Origin of the sequence: Pseudarthrobacter sp. fls2-241-R2A-127, assembly GCF_030209355.1 — a bacterium.
Lineage (GTDB): Bacteria > Actinomycetota > Actinomycetes > Actinomycetales > Micrococcaceae > Arthrobacter.
Window position 1 is genome coordinate 19,422 of the sequence record NZ_JARVSF010000008.1, and the last position, 21,129, is coordinate 40,550.

17 protein-coding genes and 2 pseudogenes are annotated in these 21,129 nt (G+C 67.3%); 8 read left to right on the plus strand and 11 right to left on the minus strand.

The annotated features are described in order from the left end of the window. The first annotated feature begins 116 nt into the window (after positions 1-116). Positions 117-1,523 (plus strand): DUF5129 domain-containing protein, encoded by a 1,407-nt coding sequence (locus QRN53_RS04705; protein WP_285242864.1) that lies wholly within the window; start codon positions 117-119, stop codon positions 1,521-1,523. Here the strand turns inward: QRN53_RS04705 and QRN53_RS21770 are convergent. Next, positions 1,427-2,089, minus strand: coding sequence for a YegP family protein (locus QRN53_RS21770; RefSeq protein ID WP_350224158.1), 663 nt, complete (start codon positions 2,087-2,089; stop codon positions 1,427-1,429). The two genes, QRN53_RS04705 and QRN53_RS21770, sit on opposite strands and share 97 nt — an antisense overlap. A gap of 153 nt (positions 2,090-2,242) precedes the next feature. On the opposite strand from QRN53_RS21770, the gene QRN53_RS04715 reads away from it, so the two are divergent. Beyond that, positions 2,243-2,599 (plus strand): hypothetical protein, encoded by a 357-nt coding sequence (locus QRN53_RS04715; protein WP_285242865.1) that lies wholly within the window; start codon positions 2,243-2,245, stop codon positions 2,597-2,599. Positions 2,600-2,619: 20 nt separating this feature from the next. Here the strand turns inward: QRN53_RS04715 and QRN53_RS04720 are convergent, their stop codons facing one another. Beyond that, positions 2,620-3,090 (minus strand): GyrI-like domain-containing protein, encoded by a 471-nt coding sequence (locus tag QRN53_RS04720; protein WP_285242866.1) that lies wholly within the window; start codon positions 3,088-3,090, stop codon positions 2,620-2,622. A 165-nt stretch (positions 3,091-3,255) separates the two neighbouring features. Here QRN53_RS04720 and QRN53_RS04725 point away from each other — a divergent pair, with 165 nt between their 5' ends. The 4 genes and pseudogenes from QRN53_RS04725 to ppsA form a co-directional block, all read left to right on the plus strand. Then, complete coding sequence (locus tag QRN53_RS04725) at positions 3,256-5,241, plus strand: heavy metal translocating P-type ATPase (RefSeq protein WP_285242867.1); 1,986 nt, start codon at positions 3,256-3,258, stop codon at positions 5,239-5,241. Positions 5,242-5,286: 45 nt separating this feature from the next. After that, entirely contained in the window at positions 5,287-5,748 is a 462-nt protein-coding gene (locus tag QRN53_RS04730; protein WP_285242868.1) for a universal stress protein, read from the plus strand. Beyond that, positions 5,745-8,318 carry a cation-translocating P-type ATPase gene (locus QRN53_RS04735; RefSeq protein ID WP_285242869.1) on the plus strand — a complete coding sequence of 858 codons (2,574 nt, stop codon included), beginning with the start codon at positions 5,745-5,747 and terminating at the stop codon, positions 8,316-8,318. Before QRN53_RS04730 ends, QRN53_RS04735 begins: the two co-directional genes overlap by 4 nt. 76 nt (positions 8,319-8,394) lie before the next feature. Further along, a pseudogene (gene ppsA, locus QRN53_RS04740) lies at positions 8,395-10,554 on the plus strand (phosphoenolpyruvate synthase); the annotation flags it as partial. 69 nt (positions 10,555-10,623) lie between these two features. On the opposite strand, the pseudogene QRN53_RS04745 reads toward ppsA, so the two are convergent. The 3 genes and pseudogenes from QRN53_RS04745 to QRN53_RS04755 form a co-directional block, all read right to left on the minus strand. After that, positions 10,624-12,297 (minus strand): annotated as a pseudogene (locus tag QRN53_RS04745) (HAD-IC family P-type ATPase); the annotation flags it as partial. Between the two features lie 24 nt (positions 12,298-12,321). Then, the gene (locus QRN53_RS04750; RefSeq protein ID WP_285242870.1) at positions 12,322-13,188 is read right to left on the minus strand and encodes a universal stress protein; all 867 of its coding nucleotides are present in this window, start codon (positions 13,186-13,188) and stop codon (positions 12,322-12,324) included. 74 nt (positions 13,189-13,262) lie between these two features. Continuing rightward, positions 13,263-13,718 carry a pyridoxamine 5'-phosphate oxidase family protein gene (locus QRN53_RS04755; RefSeq protein ID WP_285242871.1) on the minus strand — a complete coding sequence of 152 codons (456 nt, stop codon included), beginning with the start codon at positions 13,716-13,718 and terminating at the stop codon, positions 13,263-13,265. Positions 13,719-13,958: 240 nt separating this feature from the next. Between QRN53_RS04755 and QRN53_RS04760 the strand changes: the two genes are divergently transcribed. Then, positions 13,959-15,611 carry a sensor histidine kinase gene (locus QRN53_RS04760; RefSeq protein WP_285243224.1) on the plus strand — a complete coding sequence of 551 codons (1,653 nt, stop codon included), beginning with the start codon at positions 13,959-13,961 and terminating at the stop codon, positions 15,609-15,611. A 46-nt stretch (positions 15,612-15,657) separates the two neighbouring features. On the opposite strand, the gene QRN53_RS04765 is transcribed toward QRN53_RS04760, so the two are convergent. After that, entirely contained in the window at positions 15,658-16,332 is a 675-nt protein-coding gene (locus QRN53_RS04765; protein ID WP_285242872.1) for a response regulator, read from the minus strand. Positions 16,333-16,578: 246 nt separating this feature from the next. Between QRN53_RS04765 and QRN53_RS04770 the strand changes: the two genes are divergently transcribed. Then, positions 16,579-17,064, plus strand: coding sequence for a universal stress protein (locus QRN53_RS04770; RefSeq protein WP_285242873.1), 486 nt, complete (start codon positions 16,579-16,581; stop codon positions 17,062-17,064). Between the two features lie 84 nt (positions 17,065-17,148). Here QRN53_RS04770 and QRN53_RS04775 read toward each other — a convergent pair whose 3' ends face one another. The 5 genes from QRN53_RS04775 to QRN53_RS04795 all read right to left on the minus strand — a co-directional run bounded on the left by QRN53_RS04775 (position 17,149) and on the right by QRN53_RS04795 (position 21,099). Further along, positions 17,149-17,469, minus strand: coding sequence for a DUF3040 domain-containing protein (locus tag QRN53_RS04775; protein ID WP_285242874.1), 321 nt, complete (start codon positions 17,467-17,469; stop codon positions 17,149-17,151). Positions 17,470-17,509: 40 nt separating this feature from the next. Then, complete coding sequence (locus QRN53_RS04780; RefSeq protein ID WP_285242875.1) at positions 17,510-17,803, minus strand: SHOCT domain-containing protein; 294 nt, start codon at positions 17,801-17,803, stop codon at positions 17,510-17,512. Positions 17,804-17,907: 104 nt separating this feature from the next. Then, complete coding sequence (locus tag QRN53_RS04785) at positions 17,908-18,915, minus strand: polysaccharide deacetylase family protein (protein ID WP_285242876.1); 1,008 nt, start codon at positions 18,913-18,915, stop codon at positions 17,908-17,910. A gap of 46 nt (positions 18,916-18,961) precedes the next feature. After that, positions 18,962-19,429, minus strand: a complete 468-nt coding sequence (locus tag QRN53_RS04790) for a universal stress protein (RefSeq protein ID WP_285242877.1) — start codon at positions 19,427-19,429, stop codon at positions 18,962-18,964. Positions 19,430-19,464: 35 nt separating this feature from the next. Further along, the gene (locus QRN53_RS04795) at positions 19,465-21,099 is read right to left on the minus strand and encodes a DUF4389 domain-containing protein (protein ID WP_285242878.1); all 1,635 of its coding nucleotides are present in this window, start codon (positions 21,097-21,099) and stop codon (positions 19,465-19,467) included. Positions 21,100-21,129: the final 30 nt, after the last annotated feature.

Genomic DNA, 21,129 nt, shown 5'->3' on the forward strand with positions numbered 1-21,129 from the left:
CCGGAGGCCGGGAGGGCGCCGCGTCCTCGCGGCCGGCCCGTACGCACGGGACCTTCGGCTCTTTGGCCGCCCCGCCCTCCGGTTCCATCCTTATTCAAGGCAGTGAGGAGAGGGACATGGGCACTCTGGCCAACCGGATTGGCGTGATCATGCTCGCCCTGGGTGCCGTCCTGGCGGGGGTGCCGGCCGCGAGCGCCGCGGACGCGCCCGTCGCCGTCATTGTGGAGGACACCGCCGGGGTGCTTGACCTGAACACCCTGGTGCCTGCGGTCGAACGCATCCAGTTCTACGAACCCACCCGGGTGGCAGTCTTCACCTACAACGGAACCGCGGCCGACAACCTCAACGAAACAGTCCTCGCGTTCGCCAGGTCCAGACACCCTGAATGGATCAGTCCTGACGGGCAGAAATGGGCTGACGGATTGTTCATCTTCGCGCTCGATCCTGTGGGCCGCCACGTAGGCACGTATATGGGTGAGGACCGGAAAGTGTCCTTGGAGCAGCGCGCCGACATCCAGGACGCGTCGAAAGACCTGCTCCGCGATGCCCAGTGGACCGACGGTACGGTGGCCGGCATCCGCCGGGCGGCTGAGCTCATCAACCAGCCCTGGCACCGGTCCACCGGGTTCCTCATCACATCGTGGGTAACGGGCGGGCTGGCGGCGCTGGGCGCAGCCGCATGGCTTACAGTCCGCGGCGTGACCCGGGCCAGGTGCCGCAAGCAGATTGCGAGGGGGGACCGGAGCTACGCCAACGTCAGCATGGACCTGGAGCTCACGGAGCTGAACGCGGGCACCATTCCCGAATCCTCACGCTATGGCAGCCAGGTCCTCGAGAAGCACCGCACTTTCCTGAGCCGCTACGCAGCCACCACAGAGTTGGCCAACCAGGTGCATGCGCTCCCGCGGCGAGCGCTGAGCCGGCGGAAAAGCCTCAACCTGGCCCGCGACTTCGCCGACAAAGCGGCCCAGCTGGACGCCTTGGACGACGTCATCGCGGACAGCAACGCCCTGCTGAACCGCGCCGCCACCTGGCCAACGGCCTGGGACCGGCAGCTTGCACCGTTCCGCACGGACCTGGGCGGCCTGGAACAGCTCCTGGCCAAACGCCACGGACAAGGCGATTCCGCCAGCGCGGCGGCCCTTCGGTCCTTCCGGGACGAGAGTTTGCGGGAGATTGAAGGCTGGACCGCCGATCTGGCGGACCGGGCCATCACGCCGGAGCAGGCACTGGACCGGCTCTATGCCGCACGTTCCCGGCTCTCGGAGCTGTTGGAGAAGCACGCCGAAACGGTCATCGAGGGGTTTGCCAGGAATGATCGCGAGACGCGATTGATGCGGGAGCAAATGGACGCCGCCCACGAAGGCCCCACCCGCCGCGGGCAGCGTACGTACGAACCGAGCATCCTTGGCACGTGCTATCCCACCTACCAGTTCTTCTCGGTCGCCACCTTCAATTCCGGATTCACCGGCGGCATCGGAAGTGTCAACTCGGCCAGGGGTGGTGGCGGCACTACCGGGTAGCAGCACCGGCGGGAGCTTTTCCGGGTCGGGCAGTTCGTCAAGCTTCTAGTTCCGGGGGGCGGTGTCCGGGGAGGCCTATGCGACCCCAAGCGAACCGAGCCGGTCGATCCCGCGCCGAATGGTGTACCGGGTGTGTGCTGCCGGAGCAAGGACAAGTCCGGGGGCGGCACCACGTCACGGATCAGTCCGGTCCCTGCACATTCCCGGACTTCTTCTATGGCCGCGGCCGCCAAACGCTTGTCCGTGAATGGGCCGGAGACAGCCAGAACGTGGCCGTCCGGCATCACAAGCCGGAACCGGATCAGGGAGTCGTCATCTGCAAACAGTTCGAACATACCTGCCATAAGCCTTTTGCTCCTCAGGGATTCCTGCCTCGGTCGGGGCTGGATTGGCCGTTGTCCGGCCCATCGGCGCGGATGCACAACCCGGGCGTGGTGTACCGGCCCAGACCACCATCCCAGAGGGTTCGGGCCGGCGTTTAGGGCCCAAAGTCCCGGTTGGCCGGTTCCGGCTGCCGGGCCGGCCCGGCAGCCGGAACAGTGCGATCCGGCGCCAGGCCTCTCCATGCCTCGACTCTGCCACTGGGGGCACCGGAGTAGACAGTGCCATTCGGCCCGGCTGCCATGCGGGTTCCCTTAGTTCACCCAAAGAGGTACTAAGTGCCCTGTTCTGTGGCGCCGGTCCTTGCAAGACTGCAGGCCTGACTGGACGGAAGACCGATGACCGGCATGAATAAGGACGACATGGGCGAGAACCCCGCCAATACCGAACAGCTCCGGGTGGAGCTGGAGGACGCTGCATCCCGCAAGTGGTGGGCCCGCATCCTCTACACACTCGGCTCACAGTATGGGAGCACGCAGTTCCGGTTCGTAGGCAAGGCCGACGGCCGTCGGCTCTACGTCAGCGACACGTTCCCCGGGCCGCCGCTGAACCGGACACCTCTTGAGGAACAGTGGGCCCCGGGCCTGCAGGCCAGCCTCCGCCAACTGTGCCGGGAGATAGCCCGCGACGGATGGTCGGAAACCGGCCATGGCACGCAGCCGTGGGACCTGTCCTTCACCCGCACCGGGGGTTGATGGCCGGCGTCTGCCCTGCCTTAGGCAACAGGCCAGACCACTCTGGTCTGCCACGTGGCCGGATCCGGCTGCTTCTCCGGATCGCTCAGGTAGTACTCCCACACAATCCCGGCGGGTGTGGCGCCGTCTTCTTCCATACGCTGCCGGATGGCATCGTAGGTGGTGCCCAGGGTGTCGTAAGGACCGCTGTGGATGGCCTCAAAGGCATCCGTGTCGGGAAGCGTCCCGCTGGTTACCTCGCCTGTGCCGTGAAAGTGTCCTGCGATGGGGAAACCCGCTTCTACATCAACAGATTCGCTTGGTATTCCGTGGTACAGCGCGAACGGCGGCCCGGCCGGGCTGGCGCCCTGCATCTGGACAGCCGCCATCACAGCGCCGAAGGCCCGGCCAAAAAAGTCTGTCAAGGCGTCCATCGGGACGCGCTCGCGGACCACTGCGACAGCCTGCTCGGTAACGTGGATCTTTCGTGGTTCAGGCCCGTTTCCGTTCATGCCACCAGCCTTCCCGCGGCGCCGGCGGCCTCACAGTGCCATAGGACCCTAAACGCAAGGCAGGCCAGGGGCCGGGGTCCTAATGCCCTACCCCCAGCGGGGGCGGCCCGGTAGTTTCGGCTCTATGCGTGATCACTACAGGTACCCGGCACCGAAGTGTCCTGAATGAGGAAGCCGGACGCCCCGCCCGCAGCATCCGGCGGCCGCCTTGAGGGCGTTGACGCCGAGTTGCCTGCGAAGTCACCCCTGGGGAAGGCGTGGCGCTTCACCAAGCGGTACCCCGTCGTCGCGCTGACCTGTCTGCTCCTGGCGGCCACGCTGGTGCTGCTGCAATTCGGCCTGGAACTGCAGGTCCGCATCCTCGCTTCCGCCTACGCCGCCGTGATCGTGGTGCTGCGTTCCGGCGGGATGGTCCGTGCCCTGCGGGAGGGGCGTTGGGGGATCGACCTCCTGGCCTTGACGGCTATCGCCAGCACCGTGGCAGTAGGTGAATACCTGGCCGCCCTCGTGGTGATCCTCATGCTCACCGGCGGGGAGGCGCTAGAGAACTTCGCCCAAGGCCGTGCAGCCCGGGAACTGCGGTCCCTGCTGGACCGGGCACCCCGCTTTGCTCACCGCGAGGGGACCGGCGCCGAGCTCGAAGATACCCCGATCGGTGACGTGGCGCCGGGGGACGTGCTGGTAGTCCGCCCCTCGGAGCTGGTGCCGGTGGACGGCACTCTTCTGTCCGAAACGGCAAGCCTCGACGAATCCTCGCTGACGGGCGAGAGCCTTCCCGTGGAACACATCCGGGGGCAGGTGCTCCTCAGCGGCTCGGTGAACGGTGTGGCAGCCATCCGGATGCGTGCCTCGGCCACCGCGGCCGACTCCCAATACAGCCGCATCATCGCCTTGGTCGAAGAGGCATCAAACAGCCGGGCACCCGTGGTCCGGCTCGCTGACCGGTACGCGGTCCCCTTCACCCTCCTGGCGCTGGCCATGGCCGCCACGGCCTGGTTCCTGTCAGGTGAAGCGCTCCGCTTTGCCCAGGTCCTGGTGGTGGCCACTCCCTGCCCGCTCCTGATCGCGGCGCCGGTGGCCTTCCTGGCCGGTACCAGCCAGGCCGCGCACAAGGGCATCATCATCAAGAACACCCGGACGCTCGAGCAACTTGCGAAGGCGCAGACAGCGGTGTTCGACAAGACCGGTACCCTGACCTCCGGGCGTCCCGTCCTTGACGAGGTGCGGGTGGCGCCGGGCAAAGGGGAGGCCCTGGGCAGCCAACGGATCCTGCAGCTGGCCGCCTCTGCTGAGCAATACTCCTCGCATGTTTTGGCAGGTTCGGTGATCGAGGCGGCACGGTCCGCCAATTTGGTGCTCCTGCCGGTACAGCAGGCGGCCGAGACCGCCACCCACGGGGTGGAAGCTGTTTGCGGCGGCCGGCGCGTGGTGGTGGGCAAAGCAAGCCTGGTCGGCAGCCTGTCCACCGGATTCCGTGAAACACCGGTCCACAGCGGCCAGCTGGCCATCCACGTGGCCGTGGACGGCGAATACGCCGGCGCGCTGGTCATGAAGGATCCGCTGCGCCGCAACGCCGTGGACACCTTGGCGCAGCTGCACGCCCTGGGAGTGCGGAACACCATGCTGCTCACCGGGGACGCCAAGGCAACCGCTGCACACATTGCCGAGGAAGCGGGAATCGGCCGCGTACGGGCCGAATGCCTGCCGGAGGACAAAGTCAACACGGTGGCCGCCATCCGGGAACGCCCGGTGGTCATGGTGGGCGACGGCGTCAACGATGCCCCCGTCCTGGCCGCCGCCGAAGTAGGAATCGCCATGGGCGCCAAGGGAGCAACGGCGGCCAGTGAATCTGCGGACGTGGTGATCATGCTCGATGACCTCTCCAAGGTGGCCCAGGCGGTTGCCATCGGCAAGCGGACGGTGGGTGTGGCCTTGGTGAGCATCTGGACGGGCATATTGCTCAGCCTCGTGTTGATGGCCATCGCCATGACCGGATACATTCCCGCCGTAGCCGGCGCCCTGCTGCAGGAGTTGGTGGACCTGGCCACCATCCTCAACGGCCTGCGCGCCCTCCATGGTGCTGACCCGGCGCGAACTGCAGGCTTCTGGCGTCGTGTGCGTGCCCGCGGTGCGGTCTCCCCGCCCGCGTGACCTTTGGCCCTTCCCACTGGATGCACCAGCCGGGAACGTGGTGGTATGAGCGCAGAGACAGTGGCCAAGCCCGTCATCGTGGGCGTGGACGGTTCCGAATTTTCCTCCGCATCCCTGCGGTATGCCGGCAAGCTGGCAGCCCGCTTGGGGACCCGCCTTGAGGTCATAACGTGCGTTGGGATGCCCGATTACCTGGTGACCTCACGCCTCGAAGGGGCGGACCGGCAGTTCACCGCGAGGCTTGAGGACGCTGCCGAACGCCTCGTGGACAACGCCCTGGGCAGGGCCTTCCCGGGCGAGCGGCCGGAGAACGTGGACGTGAGCGTCAAGTTCGGGCCCCCGGGGAAGGTGCTGGTGGACGAGAGCCGGCGGGCGCAGATGCTGGTGGTGGGAAGGCACGGAGAGGGCGGCCTCCTCAAGCAGTCCATGGGCTCCGTCACCAAGGCATGCGCGGCCCATTCCGCTTGCCCGGTGCTCCTGGTGGGCCAGGAGGCGGACGCTGTGTGAGGACCGCGGAGGGCCTGACGTCTGAGCGGGCCGCGCAACTCCTGGAACGGGCCGGTCCCAACCAGCTCCCCACGGAAAAACCCGTCCCGCAATGGCGGAAGCTTTGGGGCGAGATGACGCACTTCTTCGCCCTCATGCTCTGGTGCGCCGCAGGGCTGGCCTTTATCGCGGACATGCCCCAGCTGGCCGTGGCGATCGTCGTCGTCGTCATCGTCAACGGGGTGTTCGCCCATATCCAGCAGGAACGGGCCCAGCACGCCGCCGCCAAGCTGCGCGCCCTGCTGCCGGCCGACGTCATGGTCCGGCGGGACGGGAAAGTACGGAAGGTCCACGCCAGCGCACTGGTGGTGGACGATGTGGTACTGCTCGCTGCCGGTGACCGGCTGCCCGCTGACATGGTCCTCGTGGCGGCCTCGGCGTGCGCGGTGGATGAATCGATGTTGACCGGCGAAAGCGAACCTGTCCCCAAAGCGGCGGCGGACCAGGTCTGGGGCGGCACCTTCCTGGTGAACGGCTACGGGGAAGCCACCGTTACCGCGACGGGTGCCAACACCAGGCTGGCCGGGATCGCCGAGCTCACCAGCAAAGCGGTTTCACCCCCGACGCCACTGTCCCTGGAACTGCGCCGGATCGTCCGGGTCACCGCGGCGATGGCGCTGGGAATCGCGGCCGTCTTCTTCCTCGCATCACTGCTGGTGGGATTCCAGTGGCGCGATTCGTTCCTGTTCGCCATTGGTGTTGCCGTGGCGCTGGTCCCGGAGGGGCTCCTGCCTACCGTGACCCTCTCCCTTGCCATGGGTGCGCAACGGATGGCTGCGCGCAATGGACTGGTGCGCAACCTCGAAGCAGTCGAAACCCTCGGATCCACAACATTCATTTGCACCGATAAAACCGGCACCCTGACCCAGAACCGGATGAACGCCGTCGAGGTTTTCACCGCCGACGGCTCCGTCCGTGTGACGGGCGACGGCTATGGCCCCGACGCCGACGTGCAGGGGCCCGGCGTGGACAAAGCGGCGGCCGCCGCGCTCGCAGCACGGGCGGCGTCACAGGGACGGGCCGAACTGCACGACGGGCAATGGCGGGCCCAGGGCGATCCGATGGAGGCGGCCCTGGACGTCCTGGCTCGCAGGTTGACGGGAACCGCGCCAGGGGTTGCCCCTGCGCGCCGGCTGCCTTTTGACCCGGCGCGGCGGAGGGAATCCGCCATTGTGGGACCGGACCTGTTCTGCAAGGGGGCCCCCGAAACCGTGCTCCCGGTCTGCGGCTCCGTGCCCCCGAACGTCAAGGAACAGGTGGAAGTGATGGCGTCGCGTGGCTTGCGCGTCATTGCCGTGGCGCGGCGGAGACTCGGGGGAGTCCCGGCAATGTGGCAGTCCAACTCGCCCGCTGAACTGGAAACCGGGCTGGAACTCCTCGGCCTGATCGGCCTCCAGGACCCGCCCCGCCCCGATGTGGCCGACGTGATCGGCACTGCGCGTCGGGCCGGCCTGAAAATCGCCATGATTACCGGTGACCACCCTGGAACAGCGGCGGCGATTGCCCGCCAGATCGGCCTGATCGGATCGCCCGAATGTGTCCTGGAGGGCTCGGACTTGCCCGAGGACGAGCAGGTCCTGGGGGCCCTCCTGGACCGGGACGGGGTGGTGGTCAGCAGGGTCTCGCCCGAGCAGAAGCTCCGCGTCGCCAGGGCGCTGCAGGCCCGCGGGCACGTGGTGGCCATGACCGGCGACGGCGTGAACGACGGCCCCGCCCTCCGCGAAGCCGATATCGGCGTGGCCATGGGGCTCAGCGGCACCGACGTGGCGCGGGAAGCGTCGGACCTGGTGCTCCTTGATGACCACTTCGGCACCATCGTCGCAGCCATCGAGCAGGGCCGTGCCACGTACGCCAATATCCACCGCTTCCTGACCTACCACCTGACCGACAACGTGGCCGAACTGACCCCGTTCGTCATCTGGGCGCTTTCCGGCGGCCAGTTTCCGTTGGCACTGGGGGTACTCCAGATCCTTGCCCTGGACATTGGCACCGACCTGCTGCCGGCACTGGCGCTCGGAGCGGAGTCACCGGGCAAACGGGTCCTTTCCCGTCCCCCTGAACGCCGGCACCTCATGGACCGGCGGCTCATCATCCGGGTCTTCTGCATCCTGGGGCCGGTGGAAGCCGTCACGGAAATGGCTGTCTTCGCGGCGGTCCTCGCCGTCGGCGGCTGGACCCGGGGACAGCCGCCGGCGCCCGGCCTCCTTGCGGCCGCATCCGGGGCCGCTTTCATGGCAGTGGTCCTGGGGCAGCTCGCCAATGCCTTTGCATGCCGGAGCGCCACGGTGCCGCCGTGGACGCTTGGCTGGGCGACAAACAGGCTGCTGGTGTGGGCCGTGCTGGCCGAACTGGCCATCCTGGCAGCATGCCTCTACCTGCCGTATATCGCGGGAGCGCTGGGCCAGGCCCCGCCCACGCCCATGGGCATTGCCCTTGCGCTCCTGGCCGCCCCCGCGGTCCTGGCGGCCGACTGGATCCACAAAGCTGTCCGGAACCGCCGGCGGCCGCCCCGGGCGCACTCCGTGGCGTGAGTACCCTCGCTCCGCCGTGCGGGCGCCGGGACCAAAGACTCTGCCTGCGCTGCCGGGCGGAGGCCAGAATCGAGCCATGACTGCCCCCTCAGAAGCCGTCCTGGCCAACGTCAATGTCACCTGGATCGAAGACACCGGGCTCGCGGACATACCGTCAGTGGGAGGCAAGAACGCATCCTTGGGGGAGTTGAGCCGCTCCCTTCAATCGTCCGGGGTGCGGGTTCCCGAGGCGTTCGCCACCACCGCCGCAGCCTACCGGACGTTCCTGGCCGCCAACGGCCTGGAGCCCAGGATCCGGAAGCACGTGGATGACCAGCGTTCCGGACGGGCTACGCTCCGGCAGGCGGGCGCGGCCATCCGTGAACTGTTCCTGCAGGCGAGTTTTCCTGACGCCATCGCCGCGGACATCCAGGAACACTACCGCGACCTGTGCAGCCGGACCGGGCAGGCCCAGGTGCCGGTGGCCGTCCGAAGCAGCGCCACTGCAGAGGACCTGCCGGACGCCAGCTTCGCCGGCCAGCAGGAGACCTTCCTGAACGTGGCAGGCGAGCGGGGCGTCCTGGATGCCTGCAGGCGCTGCTACGCATCGTTGTTCACCGACCGTGCCATCAGCTACCGGGAGATGAAGGGATACGACCACCTGGATGTCGCCTTGTCCGTGGGCGTCCAGAGGATGGTCCGGTCCGACCTCGGCGCCTCCGGGGTGATGTTTTCGATTGACACCGAGACTGGCTTTCCCGACGTCGTGGTCATCAGCGCGGCCTGGGGACTGGGGGAGACGGTGGTCCAGGGGACCATCAACCCGGACAAATACCAGGTGTTCAAGCCGCTGCTGGCCGACCCGCGGTTCAGTCCGGTGATTGAACGGGCCGTTGGCGCCAAGGAACGCAAGATGGTGTACAGCCAAGGCGGTGACGCACGGACCCGGACAGTTGACACCAGCGAACGCGAACGGCGTTCGCTGGTACTGGGCGACCCGGAAATTGTCCTCCTGGCCCGGTGGGCTGCCGCCGTCGAACAGCATTATGGGCGGCCCATGGACATGGAGTGGGCCAAGGACGGGCTGACCGGGGAGCTTTTCATGGTGCAGGCGCGGCCGGAAACGGTCCAGGCGCGCAGAAGCACTTCCACCTTCCGGACCTACCACCTCCTGCATCCCGGCCCGGTCCTGGCAACCGGAGCAGCGATCGGAGATGCCATCGCCAAGGGTGCGGCGTGCGTCATCCGGGACGCGAAGGACATCGAGTCCTTCGTTGACGGTTCCGTGCTGGTCACCCGGATGACCGACCCCGACTGGGTGCCGGTGATGAAGCGGGCCGCCGGGATCATCACCGACCACGGCGGGACCACCAGCCATGCGGCGATCGTCAGCCGTGAGCTTGGCGTGCCCGCCGTCGTTGGGACGGGCAACGCAACGGAGATACTGCCCGACGGCGCCCCGGTCACCTTGTCCTGCGCGGAGGGTGAGGAGGGACGCGTCTATGAAGGACTGCTGGAGTACTCAGTGGAGGACGTGGACATGGCTGGCCTTCCCGCAACCCGCACGGGGGTGATGATCAACATTGCCAGCCCGGCCGCCGCGTTCAAATGGTGGCGGCTGCCCGCAGCCGGGGTGGGACTGGCCCGGATGGAGTTCATCATCAACAGCCTGATCCGCGTCCACCCCATGGCACTGGTGCACCCGGAGAAAGTGACCGACCCGCAGGAAGCGGACCTCATCCGGCAGCTCACCAGCGGCTACGACGACCCGCAGGAGTACTTCGTGGACGTGCTGGCCACGGGAATCGCCAAGATCGCCGCCCCTTTCCATCCCAAGCCGGTGATCGTCCGGCTCAGCGATTTCAAGAGCAACGAATACAGCCACCTGGTGGGCGGCAGCTTCTTCGAACGTCCCGAGGAAAACCCCATGATCGGCTTCCGCGGTGCCCCCCGCTACTACAGCAGCCACTACCGGGAAGGGTTCGCCCTCGAGTGCAACGCCCTCAAACGGGTCCGGGAACAGGCAGGATTCCGGAACGTCATCGTCATGGTCCCCTTCTGCCGCACCGTGGGCGAAGCGGACCAGGTCATCGAAGCGATGGCGGAGCACGGCCTGGTCCGCGGCGCAGAGGGCCTGCAGCTCTACATGATGTGTGAGATCCCATCCAATGTGATCCTGGCCGAAGAATTCGCGAAGCGCTTTGACGGCTTCTCCATCGGGTCCAACGACCTCACCCAGCTGGTGCTTGGAGTGGACGATGCCAAGGTCCGCCTCCTTCAGTGCCAGGACGTCGTTCACGCCATCCCCGGTCATGGCCACCGTGTGCCCCTTCCGCTTCAGGGCACTCACCAGGTCCCGTTTCTGGGACGGCGTGACGCTGCCAAAGAGGCTCTGCGCTTCCACCGTCTCCTCCAGCAGGGCCGGATTATCGGGAAGGTGGCGGGAGTCGTACGCGACCCCGTTTCCAAATCCGACTCCGCGGGCCAGGGCGCCCACCGTCCTGGGATCGTCACCAGAGATTATTTTGACGGTCACGCCCTGCCGGCGGAAGTAGTCCAGTGTTGCGGCGGCATCCGCGCGGATGCTCTCGCGGAACGTCGCCAGCAGCACCGGCGCCAGGACCGGCGGCAGTCCGGTTTCTGCCGCGTCTGGCGGCAGCGTCCCCGGGAGATACGCCAGGGCCAGCGTCCGAAGGCCCGTGGAGGCCAGTGCCCCCGCCTCCCGGTGTGCCTCGGCGCAGCCCGGGGAATCTCCGAGGACTGCGTCCGGCGCGCCGAGGATCCATGTTCCGGCGGCGCCGGACTCCGGACCCACGGTGACCGAACTCCATTTTTGGGCGGAGGAAAAGGGGACGGCAGCCATCTCCGCAAGGGGAGCCGTCGTGGGAAAGGCCGCGCCGATTGCGGCGGCGGTGCTGCCGCCCTCCGCCTGGGCCCCAAACCATTCCAGCACCGGTTGCCAGCGGGCCTCCGGAAAGCCCCGCTGGTCATGGACGGCGTCGAACACCATGGAGCCCGAGGACAGCGTGCCTGTCTTGTCGAGGCACAGGACATCCACCCTCGCCAGCACTTCCACGGCCGCCAGTTCCTGGATCAGGACCTTTTTGCTTGCCAACCGGAGGCCGCCAACGGCGAATGCCACGCTGGTCATCAGGAGCAGCCCAAGGGGGATCATCGCCATGATCCCCGCCACGGCCCCCACCACAGCGGGGATCCACCGCCCTGAGCCGAAGGCGCCCGCCCACCCGCCGCGGTCCTGCATCTGGGCGTTCATCAGCAGTAGCGCGGTGGGCAGCAGCAACCATGTGATGACAACGAACACCTTCCCCAGGCCCCTGCGGATTTCCGATGTGACCAGTGAGAACCGGCGGGCCTCGGCCGCGAGGCGGTAGGCGAAGGTCTCCGGCCCGACCCGGAGCACGGCCGCCCGGCCACTGCCGGCCAGGATCAGCGATCCGGAGAGCAGGACCGCGCCGTCAACCTTCGGAACCGGTTCGGATTCGCCGGTCAGCAAGGATTCGTCCACCTCAAGGGAGGCTCCGCCCAGCAGCAGCAGGTCAGCTGTGACCTGGTCGCCGCCGGCAAGCACCACGATGTCGTCGGGGACCAGTCCGGTCGACGGGATCCGTTCCCGTGCGCCGTTCCTGATCACTGTGTTCGTGGCCGCCTGCGTAATGGCCAACTGGTCGAGTGAACGCTTGGCCCGGTACTCCTGGACAATCCCGATCAACGAGTTGCTGATGGCCGACAAGCCAAACAGGGCGTCACGCCACTGCCCCAGGACGAACAGCAGGATGAAACAGCCACCCACTACCGCGTTGAAGAGGGTGAATACATTGGCCTGGATGATTTCCCGGACTGTCCTGCTGGTGGCCGTAGGCACGCTGTTGATCCGGCCGGCTGCGGTCCGCTCCAGGACGTCACGCGTGGTCAGCCCTTCCAGGGCACGGCGGGCGTCCACTTCGGGTGCGGATTGCCCGGCTTCCCCGGCTGCCGGCATGGCATGCTCCACCAAGCGGTCGGCTCAGTCGTGGTGCTGCGGCGGGTGCATCCGCGTGATGACGGTGGGGCAAGGGGGTTGTGCCAGCACCGCGTGCGCTGTGGAGCCCAGGAGCAACCGCTCGAAGCCGCCCCTGCCTCGGCTGCCGAGCACCAGCAGGCGAGCCCCGGCGGCGGCGCGCACCAGGGCATCCGCCGGCTCGACGACGGTTTCCATCACCGTGTGCACTGCGAGGTCGGGGTAGTCCTGCCGCAGGCCGGCTTCGGTTTCCGCCAGGACAATCTGCTCCTCTTCGAGCACGTGGGTGGCAAAACCGCTTGAGGGCAGGCCCGCCGCGATCCAGCGGTGGGGGCCGGTGAACGCGTAGAGGACTGTCAGCTCCTCGCCGAGGACGTCAGCCTCGGCGGCCGCATAGGCCATGGCCTGCGTCGATTCTTCGGAACCGTCCACCCCAACGAAGATGCCGCGGCCGTTTTCCTGCCCTTCGCCGATGACTGCAACCGGACATTCCGCCGTGGCGGCGGCCTGGAGGGCACGGTCTGTCAGCGCGCCGCGTGAGTGGCCGCTGGTGCCAAGGACAAGCATGGCGGCCTCTTTCGAGTACGCGCCCAATGCCGAGCCCACGCCTCCTTCGAGGAGCTGCAGGGACATCGCCAAGCCCGGGCAAGCGGCGCTGACCTTCTCGCCGGCCTCCTTCAACAGGCCCAGGCCTGACTCGCGCAACACCTCAAAGTAGGGCAGCACCTCGGAGGCCATCCACCGGTCGTCCACCACGTTGAGGATGGCGAGGGGAGCCTTGAGCCTGGCGGCCCGCTCGGCGGCCCACATCAGGGCAGCGTCGGACGCCGGCGTGTTGGTGATGCCGACGGCGATTGGCTTGGCAGGTGCCATGTCGGGCCATCCTTCTGGGTGTAGTTGGGGGTGGACGGGGCGCGCGCGAACGGGGGGTCCTGGTGCGGTGATGGTCAGTCCGTTGCGGGCTCCCGGGGCGGCTGCCAGTGTGTTGGCGCCGCGATGACGAACCTCCGGCCGCTGATGTCCTGCGGTGTAATCCGGATGAGCGTGTTCTTCTGGCCCGGCTGCCATGGTGAAAGTCCGGTATCCACGGCGTCCTGGGTTTCTTCCGCGTCGGAAACCACGGCGGCGTGCCCCTTGATGATGACGCTCCAGGCGATGGTCCCGTACTGGTTCATGCCGTCTGCTTCAACGGCCACTGCCGTACCGTCGAAGGAGGAAAGCTTTGTTGCCTCACCCGTACGCATCAGCAGGGTTCCGTTGGTGGTGACAAAGTTCATCGGAATGTTTTCAACCGAGTCCCCGTCCACGAACGCGACCCTGCAAATGGACGTGGAGTGAAGGAGTTTCCAACAATCGTGGACACCGAGTTCCTTGATTTCCGATTCTGCTCCTGCTGTATCCATGGCCGTAGCCTAGGGCCGTGGTCATCCGGCCGGTAGGGGAAAAGGTCCCGCCGGTGCTGACGGCCGGCAGGGGTGGGTTGGTGTCGCGCCACCTGCAGGGGATGCCTGCCGTTGACGCGGACCCCTAGACTAATCCCAGATGATGTCTTCGAACACTTGATTTGCGCTACAGGCCCGCTGCCCTGCAGGCTTTGCCGCCGGAGGTGGGACGTGAGCACTGAGCAGCCGTGGCGCCCTCCAATGCGGGACCAACTGGAAGACCTGCTGCGGGATTTCACGGCCCGCGGGGACGAACTGCTGGATACCCGGGAGCGGATCAACGGCCTGCTGGCGGCCGTTATTGCCGTCGCGGAGGACCTGAGCCTTGAAGCTGTCCTGGACCGTCTGGTGAGGTCTGCCTGCGCCCTGGTCGGTGCCGGGTACGGGGCCCTTGGCGTCATCGGCGAAGACCGCCGGCTGAGCCACTTCATCACCGTGGGAATCGACGAAGCGGGGATCCGTTCCATCGGCGACCTGCCCACCGGGCACGGTGTCCTGGGGCTGCTGATCCGCGAACCCAAGCCGCTGCGGCTCCACGACCTCGGCCAGCACCCCATAGCATCCGGTTTTCCACCCAACCACCCGCCGATGAGGACGTTCCTGGGCGTGCCGGTCCGCGTGCGGGATGAGGTATTCGGAAACCTGTACCTGACGGAAAAACAGGGCGGCGTTGATTTCACCCAGGAAGACGAAGACCTGGCGGTAGCCCTGGCCGCCGCCGCCGGAGTCGCCATCCAGAACGCACGCCTCTTTGAAGACAGCAGCCGGCGGCAGCAATGGCTGGAGGCGGGCATGGAACTGAGCAGCAGGCTGATCGTGACGCCCCGCACCGGGGATGCGGAGAGCCTGGATATCGTGGCCGAAACCGCCCTTAAAGTATCCGGAGCCGAGGCGGCCGTGATCGGGGTCCTGGGAGGCGACGGCGTGTTTCACGGCCGCTCGTGCCTGGGCGTGCAGGGCCTCCAGGCGGGGCAGGAACTGATGCTCTCCAGCGCGGTGTCCGCCGTCGTCGAAAGCGGTGAAGCGTTCGTGGCTGCGGATCCGCGGCAGGTCTTTGAGCCTCGGATTGCGGAAAAACTGGGGCCCGTCCTTGTCTGTCAGCTGGGGCACGGCAAGAGCGACTATGGGGTACTGGTGCTGGCCCGTGCCCACGGGGCTGCCGCATTTACCCAGGCCGATGCCGAATCCAGTTCGATTTTTGGGAGCAGGGTGGGCCTGGCCCTGGACCTGGCGCGCGTGAGCGCCCTGCGCGAACAGGACCTGCTCCTGACGGATCGGGAACGGATTGCCCGCGACCTGCACGACCTCGTCATCCAGCGGTTGTTTGCCGCCGGCTTGAGCATCCAAAGCCTGCGCCGCTTCACCATGGACCCCGTGGCCCATGAGCGGATCGCGGCGGTCACCAAGGAACTTGACGACACCATCCGCAAGCTGCGGGACACCATCTACTCCCTTCGCACCGCGGACGTGGAACGGGAGCCCCTCACCGGCCGGATCCTCCGGGTTGTCCGGGAAAGCTCGCGCAGCTACGGCCTGATTCCCAAGGTGTCCCTGGACGGTCCGGTGGATTCGGTCAGCGAAGACGTGGCAGCCCAGCTGCTGCCGGTACTCTCGGAAGCCCTCAGCAACGCGTTAAGGCACTCCGGTGCGGAGGAGATCCAGGTCAGCCTGACCGTTGCCGGCACGGAGGTGCAGCTGTCCATCAATGACAACGGCCGCGGCTTCAACGAACCCGCCAAGGAAAGCGGGCTCGCCAACATGCGCTACCGCGCCGGGCTCCTTGACGGCCGCTGTGACATTCGCAGCGTCCCCGGCGAAGGAACATCCGTGACGTGGTCCGCCGGCGTGGCCTGAGTACGCGGTCACCCAGCAGCGCCGCAACCCTATTGCGCTTGCCCGCTCAGGCGCTTTCCGTGGTGTTCCGGGTGACGTAGACGGCGGCCTGCGTCCGCCGTTCGAAACCGAGCTTGGCCAGGATGGACGAGACGTAGTTCTTGACCGTCTTTTCGGCCAGGAACAGCTCATCGCCAATCTGCCTGTTGGTCAGGCCCTGGCCGATCAGCGCGAGCACCTTCTTCTCCTGCGTGCTCAGGCCGTCCAGGCGGGGATCCGTGGGGGCAGTGGAAAGGCCTGCGATGATCCGTTTCTCAACGCCCGGCTCGAACAGGGATTCCCCTGCTGCGGCTTTCCGGATTCCGGCCAGGAGGTCATCGCTCCTGATCTGCTTCAGGATGTACCCGGACGCGCCGGCGAGGACAGCCCCGCGAAGGGCCTGCTCGTCGTCGTAACTGGTGAGGATCAGGCAGCGCAGGCGCGGATCAAGGGACCGGACATCCCTGCATACTTCGATCCCCGTGCCGTCGGGAAGGCGTCCGTCCAGGACAGCAATGTCGGGGTGCAGGGCGGGGATGCGGCGTGTGGCCTCAGCTGCCGAGCCGCTTTCGCCAACCACCACGAAACCCTCGCCCTCGAGCAGGTCTTTCAGGCCCTGCCGGACAAGTTCATGATCATCAAGGATGAACACGCGGACCGGCCCGGAGGACCCGGCGGCTTCACTGCTGGCAGTTTCATGCATGTGCACCCAACGCTCCCAAACGTTTCAGGACCAATTCACACCCGTACAGGCAACTCCCCGAGCGGCCACACCCCATTGTTACCTGCAACAGGCCTGGCAGGAAGGGACCAAAGTCCGGCGGCCGGTCCGGTCACCACCGGGTGCACCGTCCGGACCCTGGCGCGGTTCCGTGCCGCCATGACTTTTGGCCCTATTCCCGGTAACCGGTTCCGGTCCACGCTTGGTCCGATGGCAACGGGAGGGAACGTGGCAACAGCAGGGAACGGGTCGCCTCCGGCGGCCGCCGAACGGCGCCCGAAAATTATCGTCGGAGTGGATGGTTCCGACGCGTCTGTCGCTGCCCTGCGCGTGGCGCGCGCGGTTGCCGAACCCCTGGGCGCGCCGATCGAGGCATGGGCGTGCTGGGATGTTCCTGCCGGCTACGGGGTCTACCTGGCCGTCGGCATCGAGGGTTTCAAGTACGCCGCCGAGCAGGTCCTTGGCCAGGCTGTCCAGGACGCGTTCGGAGAAATGCCGCCCTTCGTGCATTCCCGGATCGTGCGCGGTAAGCCCGGTCCTGTGCTCCTGGACGCGAGCCGCACCGCCTCACTCCTGGTTGTGGGACGGCGGGGCCACGGCAGCCTCGTCCTTGGCTCTGTCAGTTCAACCCTTGTCAGCCACGCCCACTGCCCGGTGCTGGTGGTCCATGCCGCGGAAACAGGGGACGCGGGGGAGTCTCCCGCAGCAATGTGACGGCTTTGCCCTCAGGCCCGGTCCCGTGTGGCTCACGCAATCCCGTTTTTGCCCACGCAATCCGGGACACCCCCGTTGCCCGCCTTATTCGCTGGTGGTGCCTTCCACCGGGGTGGCATGCGGGGTTGCCTTCCGCGGGGTCCAGTGCAGGTCCTTGACGGCCCAGTACCCGGCGCCGTTCATCACCGCGAAGCCGGCGATACCAATGGCGGGGACGTGGGCGACCAGGCCAACCACGAGGATGCAGACCCCCGCCGCTAGAAGCACCAGCGCACGCCGGAAGCTGGTCCGGCGTGACCGGGCGAAGGCGTCGTGGTTGAGCATGACGGCGAGTCTGGGGGCATCCTGCTCCAGGCCGCGGCCGATGAGTTCGAGTTCCCTTTTCTCGAATTCCGAAAGTGGCACGATAGGCTCCCGATGTCCGTTTCCTGCCGGAGACATTGGCTCAGGTGCCCGGGTGGCCGCGCAGGACGGCCAGCCTGTTCTGGTACTCCGCAACGTCGATCTCCCCGCGGGCGAAACGCTCCGCGAGCAGGTCCTCCGCGATCCGCGGAGACGGAGACTGTGGATTGTGCGGGGACGGCGCCCGCAGGGAGCGGGCCAGCAGGACAATGCCGGTGATGATCGCTCCCCAGACCACCACCATGCTGATGCTCATCAGGACATAGCCCCACAGGCCCATGCCGTCATTCCAGCCGTACACTTCCCCGACCTCCGATTCGCTGAAGGCGGCCGCCAACCGGCTTCCTTCCCTTCCAGTATTGGATTGGGCGGGGGCCGCGGGCAGAGCCATTGGTCCCGTTCCGGCGGCACCGGTGCGGATCTCGCCGGTCCGGCCGGAGGCTATTCCCCCAGCAGGGCATCGAGGGTGACAAAACCGTATCCTGCGGCCCGGATGCGGTCGATGATTTGGGGGAGGGCGTCCGCGTCGAGCGTGGTGCCGTCGTCGGGGTTGGACCCGATGTGCATCAGGACGATTTCCCCGGGCTGCAGTCCGGCCTGGACACGGTCGGCCACTGACTGGACGCTGGCGCCGCCACTGGTTCCCTTCCATCCAAGGGTGTCCACCGTCCATCGAACGGCGACGTATCCCAGTGAGTTCACGTCCGCGATGGTCCGGGCGTCGCGTTCGCCGTAGGGGAACCGGAACAGTGGCCGGGGATCGGCTCCTGCTGCCAGGATGGCCTGTTCCGCGCTTCGCAGCTGCTGGACAATGGCTTCGTCGGCCAGTCCGGTGAACCCGGGATGGGTCATGGAATGGTTTGCCACACGATGCCCGGCCGCGGCAATCTGCGCCACCCCTTGCGGGTTGTTGGCAGCCCAGTTGCCGGTCAGGAAGAACGTGGCGGCAACGCCCTTGGCGGCGAGCGTTGACAGGATCTTTGGCAGTCCCGCCGCATTGGCGCCGGCATCGAAGGTGAGTGCGACTGCGCGGCCCGCCCCTGGAACGACTGTGAGGTCCTGGCCGCGGAGGTATTCGGGAAACGGCGCCGGCGGCGGGGGAGGGGCAGGTTCTTCCGGTGCGGCAGGTTCTTCCGGTGCATCGGACGGCCCGGGCTCGGCTGCCGGCACCGTAACCGGAGGTTGCACCGGGGTTTCGCCCGCTTCGGGTGTGTCTGTTTCAGCCGGCGGTGTGCTGCCGGGGGCAGTATCCGTGCTTGCGGACGCCGACGCGGAGGCAGTCCGGGCGGGCTGGGCGGAGGACGGTGCGGTCGAGGCCCCGGAAGCGGGCGGCGCCGGCGGACTGCCCGCCGGCGCGGGGCGAAAAAGGACAAGGACGACGGCGAGGACCACCAGGGCGCCGGCGATCGCCAGGGCGAGGGTCCGTCGTCGTACGTCATTCCCTGGCACGTGCCCTAACCCGCCCCGGATGCCGATTGTCTCCGGGCCGTCCCTGTCAGGAGGCCTTGGAGTCGCCGGTACCGGCCTCCGGGGTGTGCACCACCAGGACGGGGCAGTGGGCATGGGCGACGACGGCGGAGCTCACCGAGCCCAGCAGCAGGCCGCCGAATCCGCCGTGTCCGCGGCGGCCCACCACGATCATGTCGGCCTCCCGGGTGGCGTCGATCAGCGCCTCACGCGGATGGCTCCGGACCAGGGTTGCGGTGACGTTCTCCGGCGTTTCGGAGCCAAAGGCCTGCCTCACGGCCTCGTCCAGGACTGCTTTGGCGCCTTCTTCGAAGCCCTCCACACCCATCATCACGTAACCGGTATACACCTGGGGGTAGTCCCAGCAGGCTACCGCCTGCACCTTGGCGCCCAACGGAACAGCCATCCTCTGAGCCTGGCGGAGGGCCTCCACGGACGCCTCCGATCCATCGACGCCCACCACAATGCTGGCTATTGGTGCCCCGGCAACGCTCATGTCTGCTCCCTCATCGGACCCGGCTGGTCACGCCATCATCGTCTTCCCGGCGGCCGGGAGGTAGGGGCGAAGGTCACTGCGCGGGCCCCCGCGGCCGGGGGCCCAACCGCCGGCGGCCCGGCCCCGGCAGGTGGAAGGCCTGCCGAAGGGACTTCCGGTGCCAACCCTGGCTCGCCGGCGCCCTGGTCCAGCCGGAACGGCGGGTACTCGTCACGCATCAGCGAGGTGTACGCAAGGACCCGGTAGATCCAGCGGTCCACGCCGAGGATGAGGTCGAACAACGGGCGTTGATAGCGGCCGGTGAACAGCAGGATGACCGCCGCAACCAGCACCAGCAGGCCCAGGAGGGACAGGCCCGATCCGCGTTCGTAGGCGCTGCCGATGACGCTGTCCCCGGCCTGCCATCTCCAGACGGTGCCCGTGGCTCCCGCGAACGCGGCCACAAGGAGGAGATGCGGGATCGCCAGGAGCCACCATTTCACCAGGACAAGGCCGCGGGACAGCCGCTCAGGGTAGTCAACATCGAAGTCGGCAGGATAGTCCGTGCGCCTCAGTGTGAAAGGCGGGTAACGATCAGTGCCGAGGGCGGCATAGGCGTAGAAGGCCACGCGCCAGTTCCAGCGCATGACGCCGACGTTGAAATCGAACAGAGCCTGCGGGTAGCGGCCGGTGAACAGGATGGCGAATCCCGCCACGATCGTGGTGACCACAAACGCGAACCAGAGGAAGAACAGCAGGATGAAGTGGGGGATGGCCAGGAACCACTTGACCAGCCACAGCCACCGGGAGAGGCCCTGATCCAGTTCGCCGACTAGCCTGGCCGGGTAGCCCGTGGGTGGAACCGGTGCCGGCGCAAAGGGCTGCGGTGCGGGGAAGGCGCCGGATGGTGCCGGACCGCCGGACATGGCTGGCCCGGCGGCATAACCGGAGCCGGCCATGCCCATCGCCGGGCCTGCGGTTGCCGGTGCTCCCCTTGGTGGTCCGCCCGTCGGGGGTCCCGCGTGCCGCCGAAGTCCTGCCGCCCCGAAAACAACCAGCGGGATCCCGATCAGCAGGGCGATGATCCCGGCCACCAGCAACGCCGTGGCTGCCGGCCGGAAGAGGTCTGAGTGGAAGCCGGCTTGCAGTTGGACGTCCACGCCGGATGAGGCGTCGGCATTCATCACCACGATTTCCCAGGCCCCCGGGGCCAGGTTCCAGGTGAGCTCCTGCTGGCCGGTGCCTGATACCGAGGCGCTCCAGATGCGCTGGTCTGTCGGCGGGGCGGCAGGACTGCTCCCGGGAACGTCACGGTAGTCGGCCCGGAACGGCCGCTGGTAGACGTTGAGGAGTTCGGAGTGGTGCACGCCGGCAAGGTATTTTTCGACGTCGGCCTGCGGTGCTATGCCGATGAAGACCGCCTTGCCCGGCGCCACGGACTCTGCCCGCAGCCGCAGGGTGCCAATATCAAAGGGAAGCCGGCCGGGCACTTCCTGACCCATAGTGTCGGCCCGGGGGGAGGTCAGGGCGAATGAGTTCACGGAGAACCGTGACGTACCGGAGGTGAGGTATCCGTCGCCCTGGATCGAGCCCACAGCGGAAGCCACGGCGCCTCCCGCCAGTGCCGCAAGGCCCGGAAGTGCCAGCAGGATCCCAACGACCAGCATGATGATTGCGGCGGGTTTTTTCATGGCGCCGGACCTTACGGGTGGTGGCATGGA

Coding starts and splice junctions, on each gene's coding strand:
- QRN53_RS04705 (WP_285242864.1), top strand. CDS start 117: ATGGGCACTCTGGCCAACCGGATTGGCGTGATCATGCTCGCCCTGGGT.
- QRN53_RS21770 (WP_350224158.1), bottom strand. CDS start 2,089: ATGGAGAGGCCTGGCGCCGGATCGCACTGTTCCGGCTGCCGGGCCGGC.
- QRN53_RS04715 (WP_285242865.1), top strand. CDS start 2,243: ATGACCGGCATGAATAAGGACGACATGGGCGAGAACCCCGCCAATACC.
- QRN53_RS04720 (WP_285242866.1), bottom strand. CDS start 3,090: ATGAACGGAAACGGGCCTGAACCACGAAAGATCCACGTTACCGAGCAG.
- QRN53_RS04725 (WP_285242867.1), top strand. CDS start 3,256: ATGAGGAAGCCGGACGCCCCGCCCGCAGCATCCGGCGGCCGCCTTGAG.
- QRN53_RS04730 (WP_285242868.1), top strand. CDS start 5,287: ATGAGCGCAGAGACAGTGGCCAAGCCCGTCATCGTGGGCGTGGACGGT.
- QRN53_RS04750 (WP_285242870.1), bottom strand. CDS start 13,188: ATGGCACCTGCCAAGCCAATCGCCGTCGGCATCACCAACACGCCGGCG.
- QRN53_RS04755 (WP_285242871.1), bottom strand. CDS start 13,718: ATGGATACAGCAGGAGCAGAATCGGAAATCAAGGAACTCGGTGTCCAC.
- QRN53_RS04760 (WP_285243224.1), top strand. CDS start 13,959: ATGCGGGACCAACTGGAAGACCTGCTGCGGGATTTCACGGCCCGCGGG.
- QRN53_RS04765 (WP_285242872.1), bottom strand. CDS start 16,332: ATGCATGAAACTGCCAGCAGTGAAGCCGCCGGGTCCTCCGGGCCGGTC.
- QRN53_RS04790 (WP_285242877.1), bottom strand. CDS start 19,429: ATGAGCGTTGCCGGGGCACCAATAGCCAGCATTGTGGTGGGCGTCGAT.
- QRN53_RS04795 (WP_285242878.1), bottom strand. CDS start 21,099: ATGAAAAAACCCGCCGCAATCATCATGCTGGTCGTTGGGATCCTGCTG.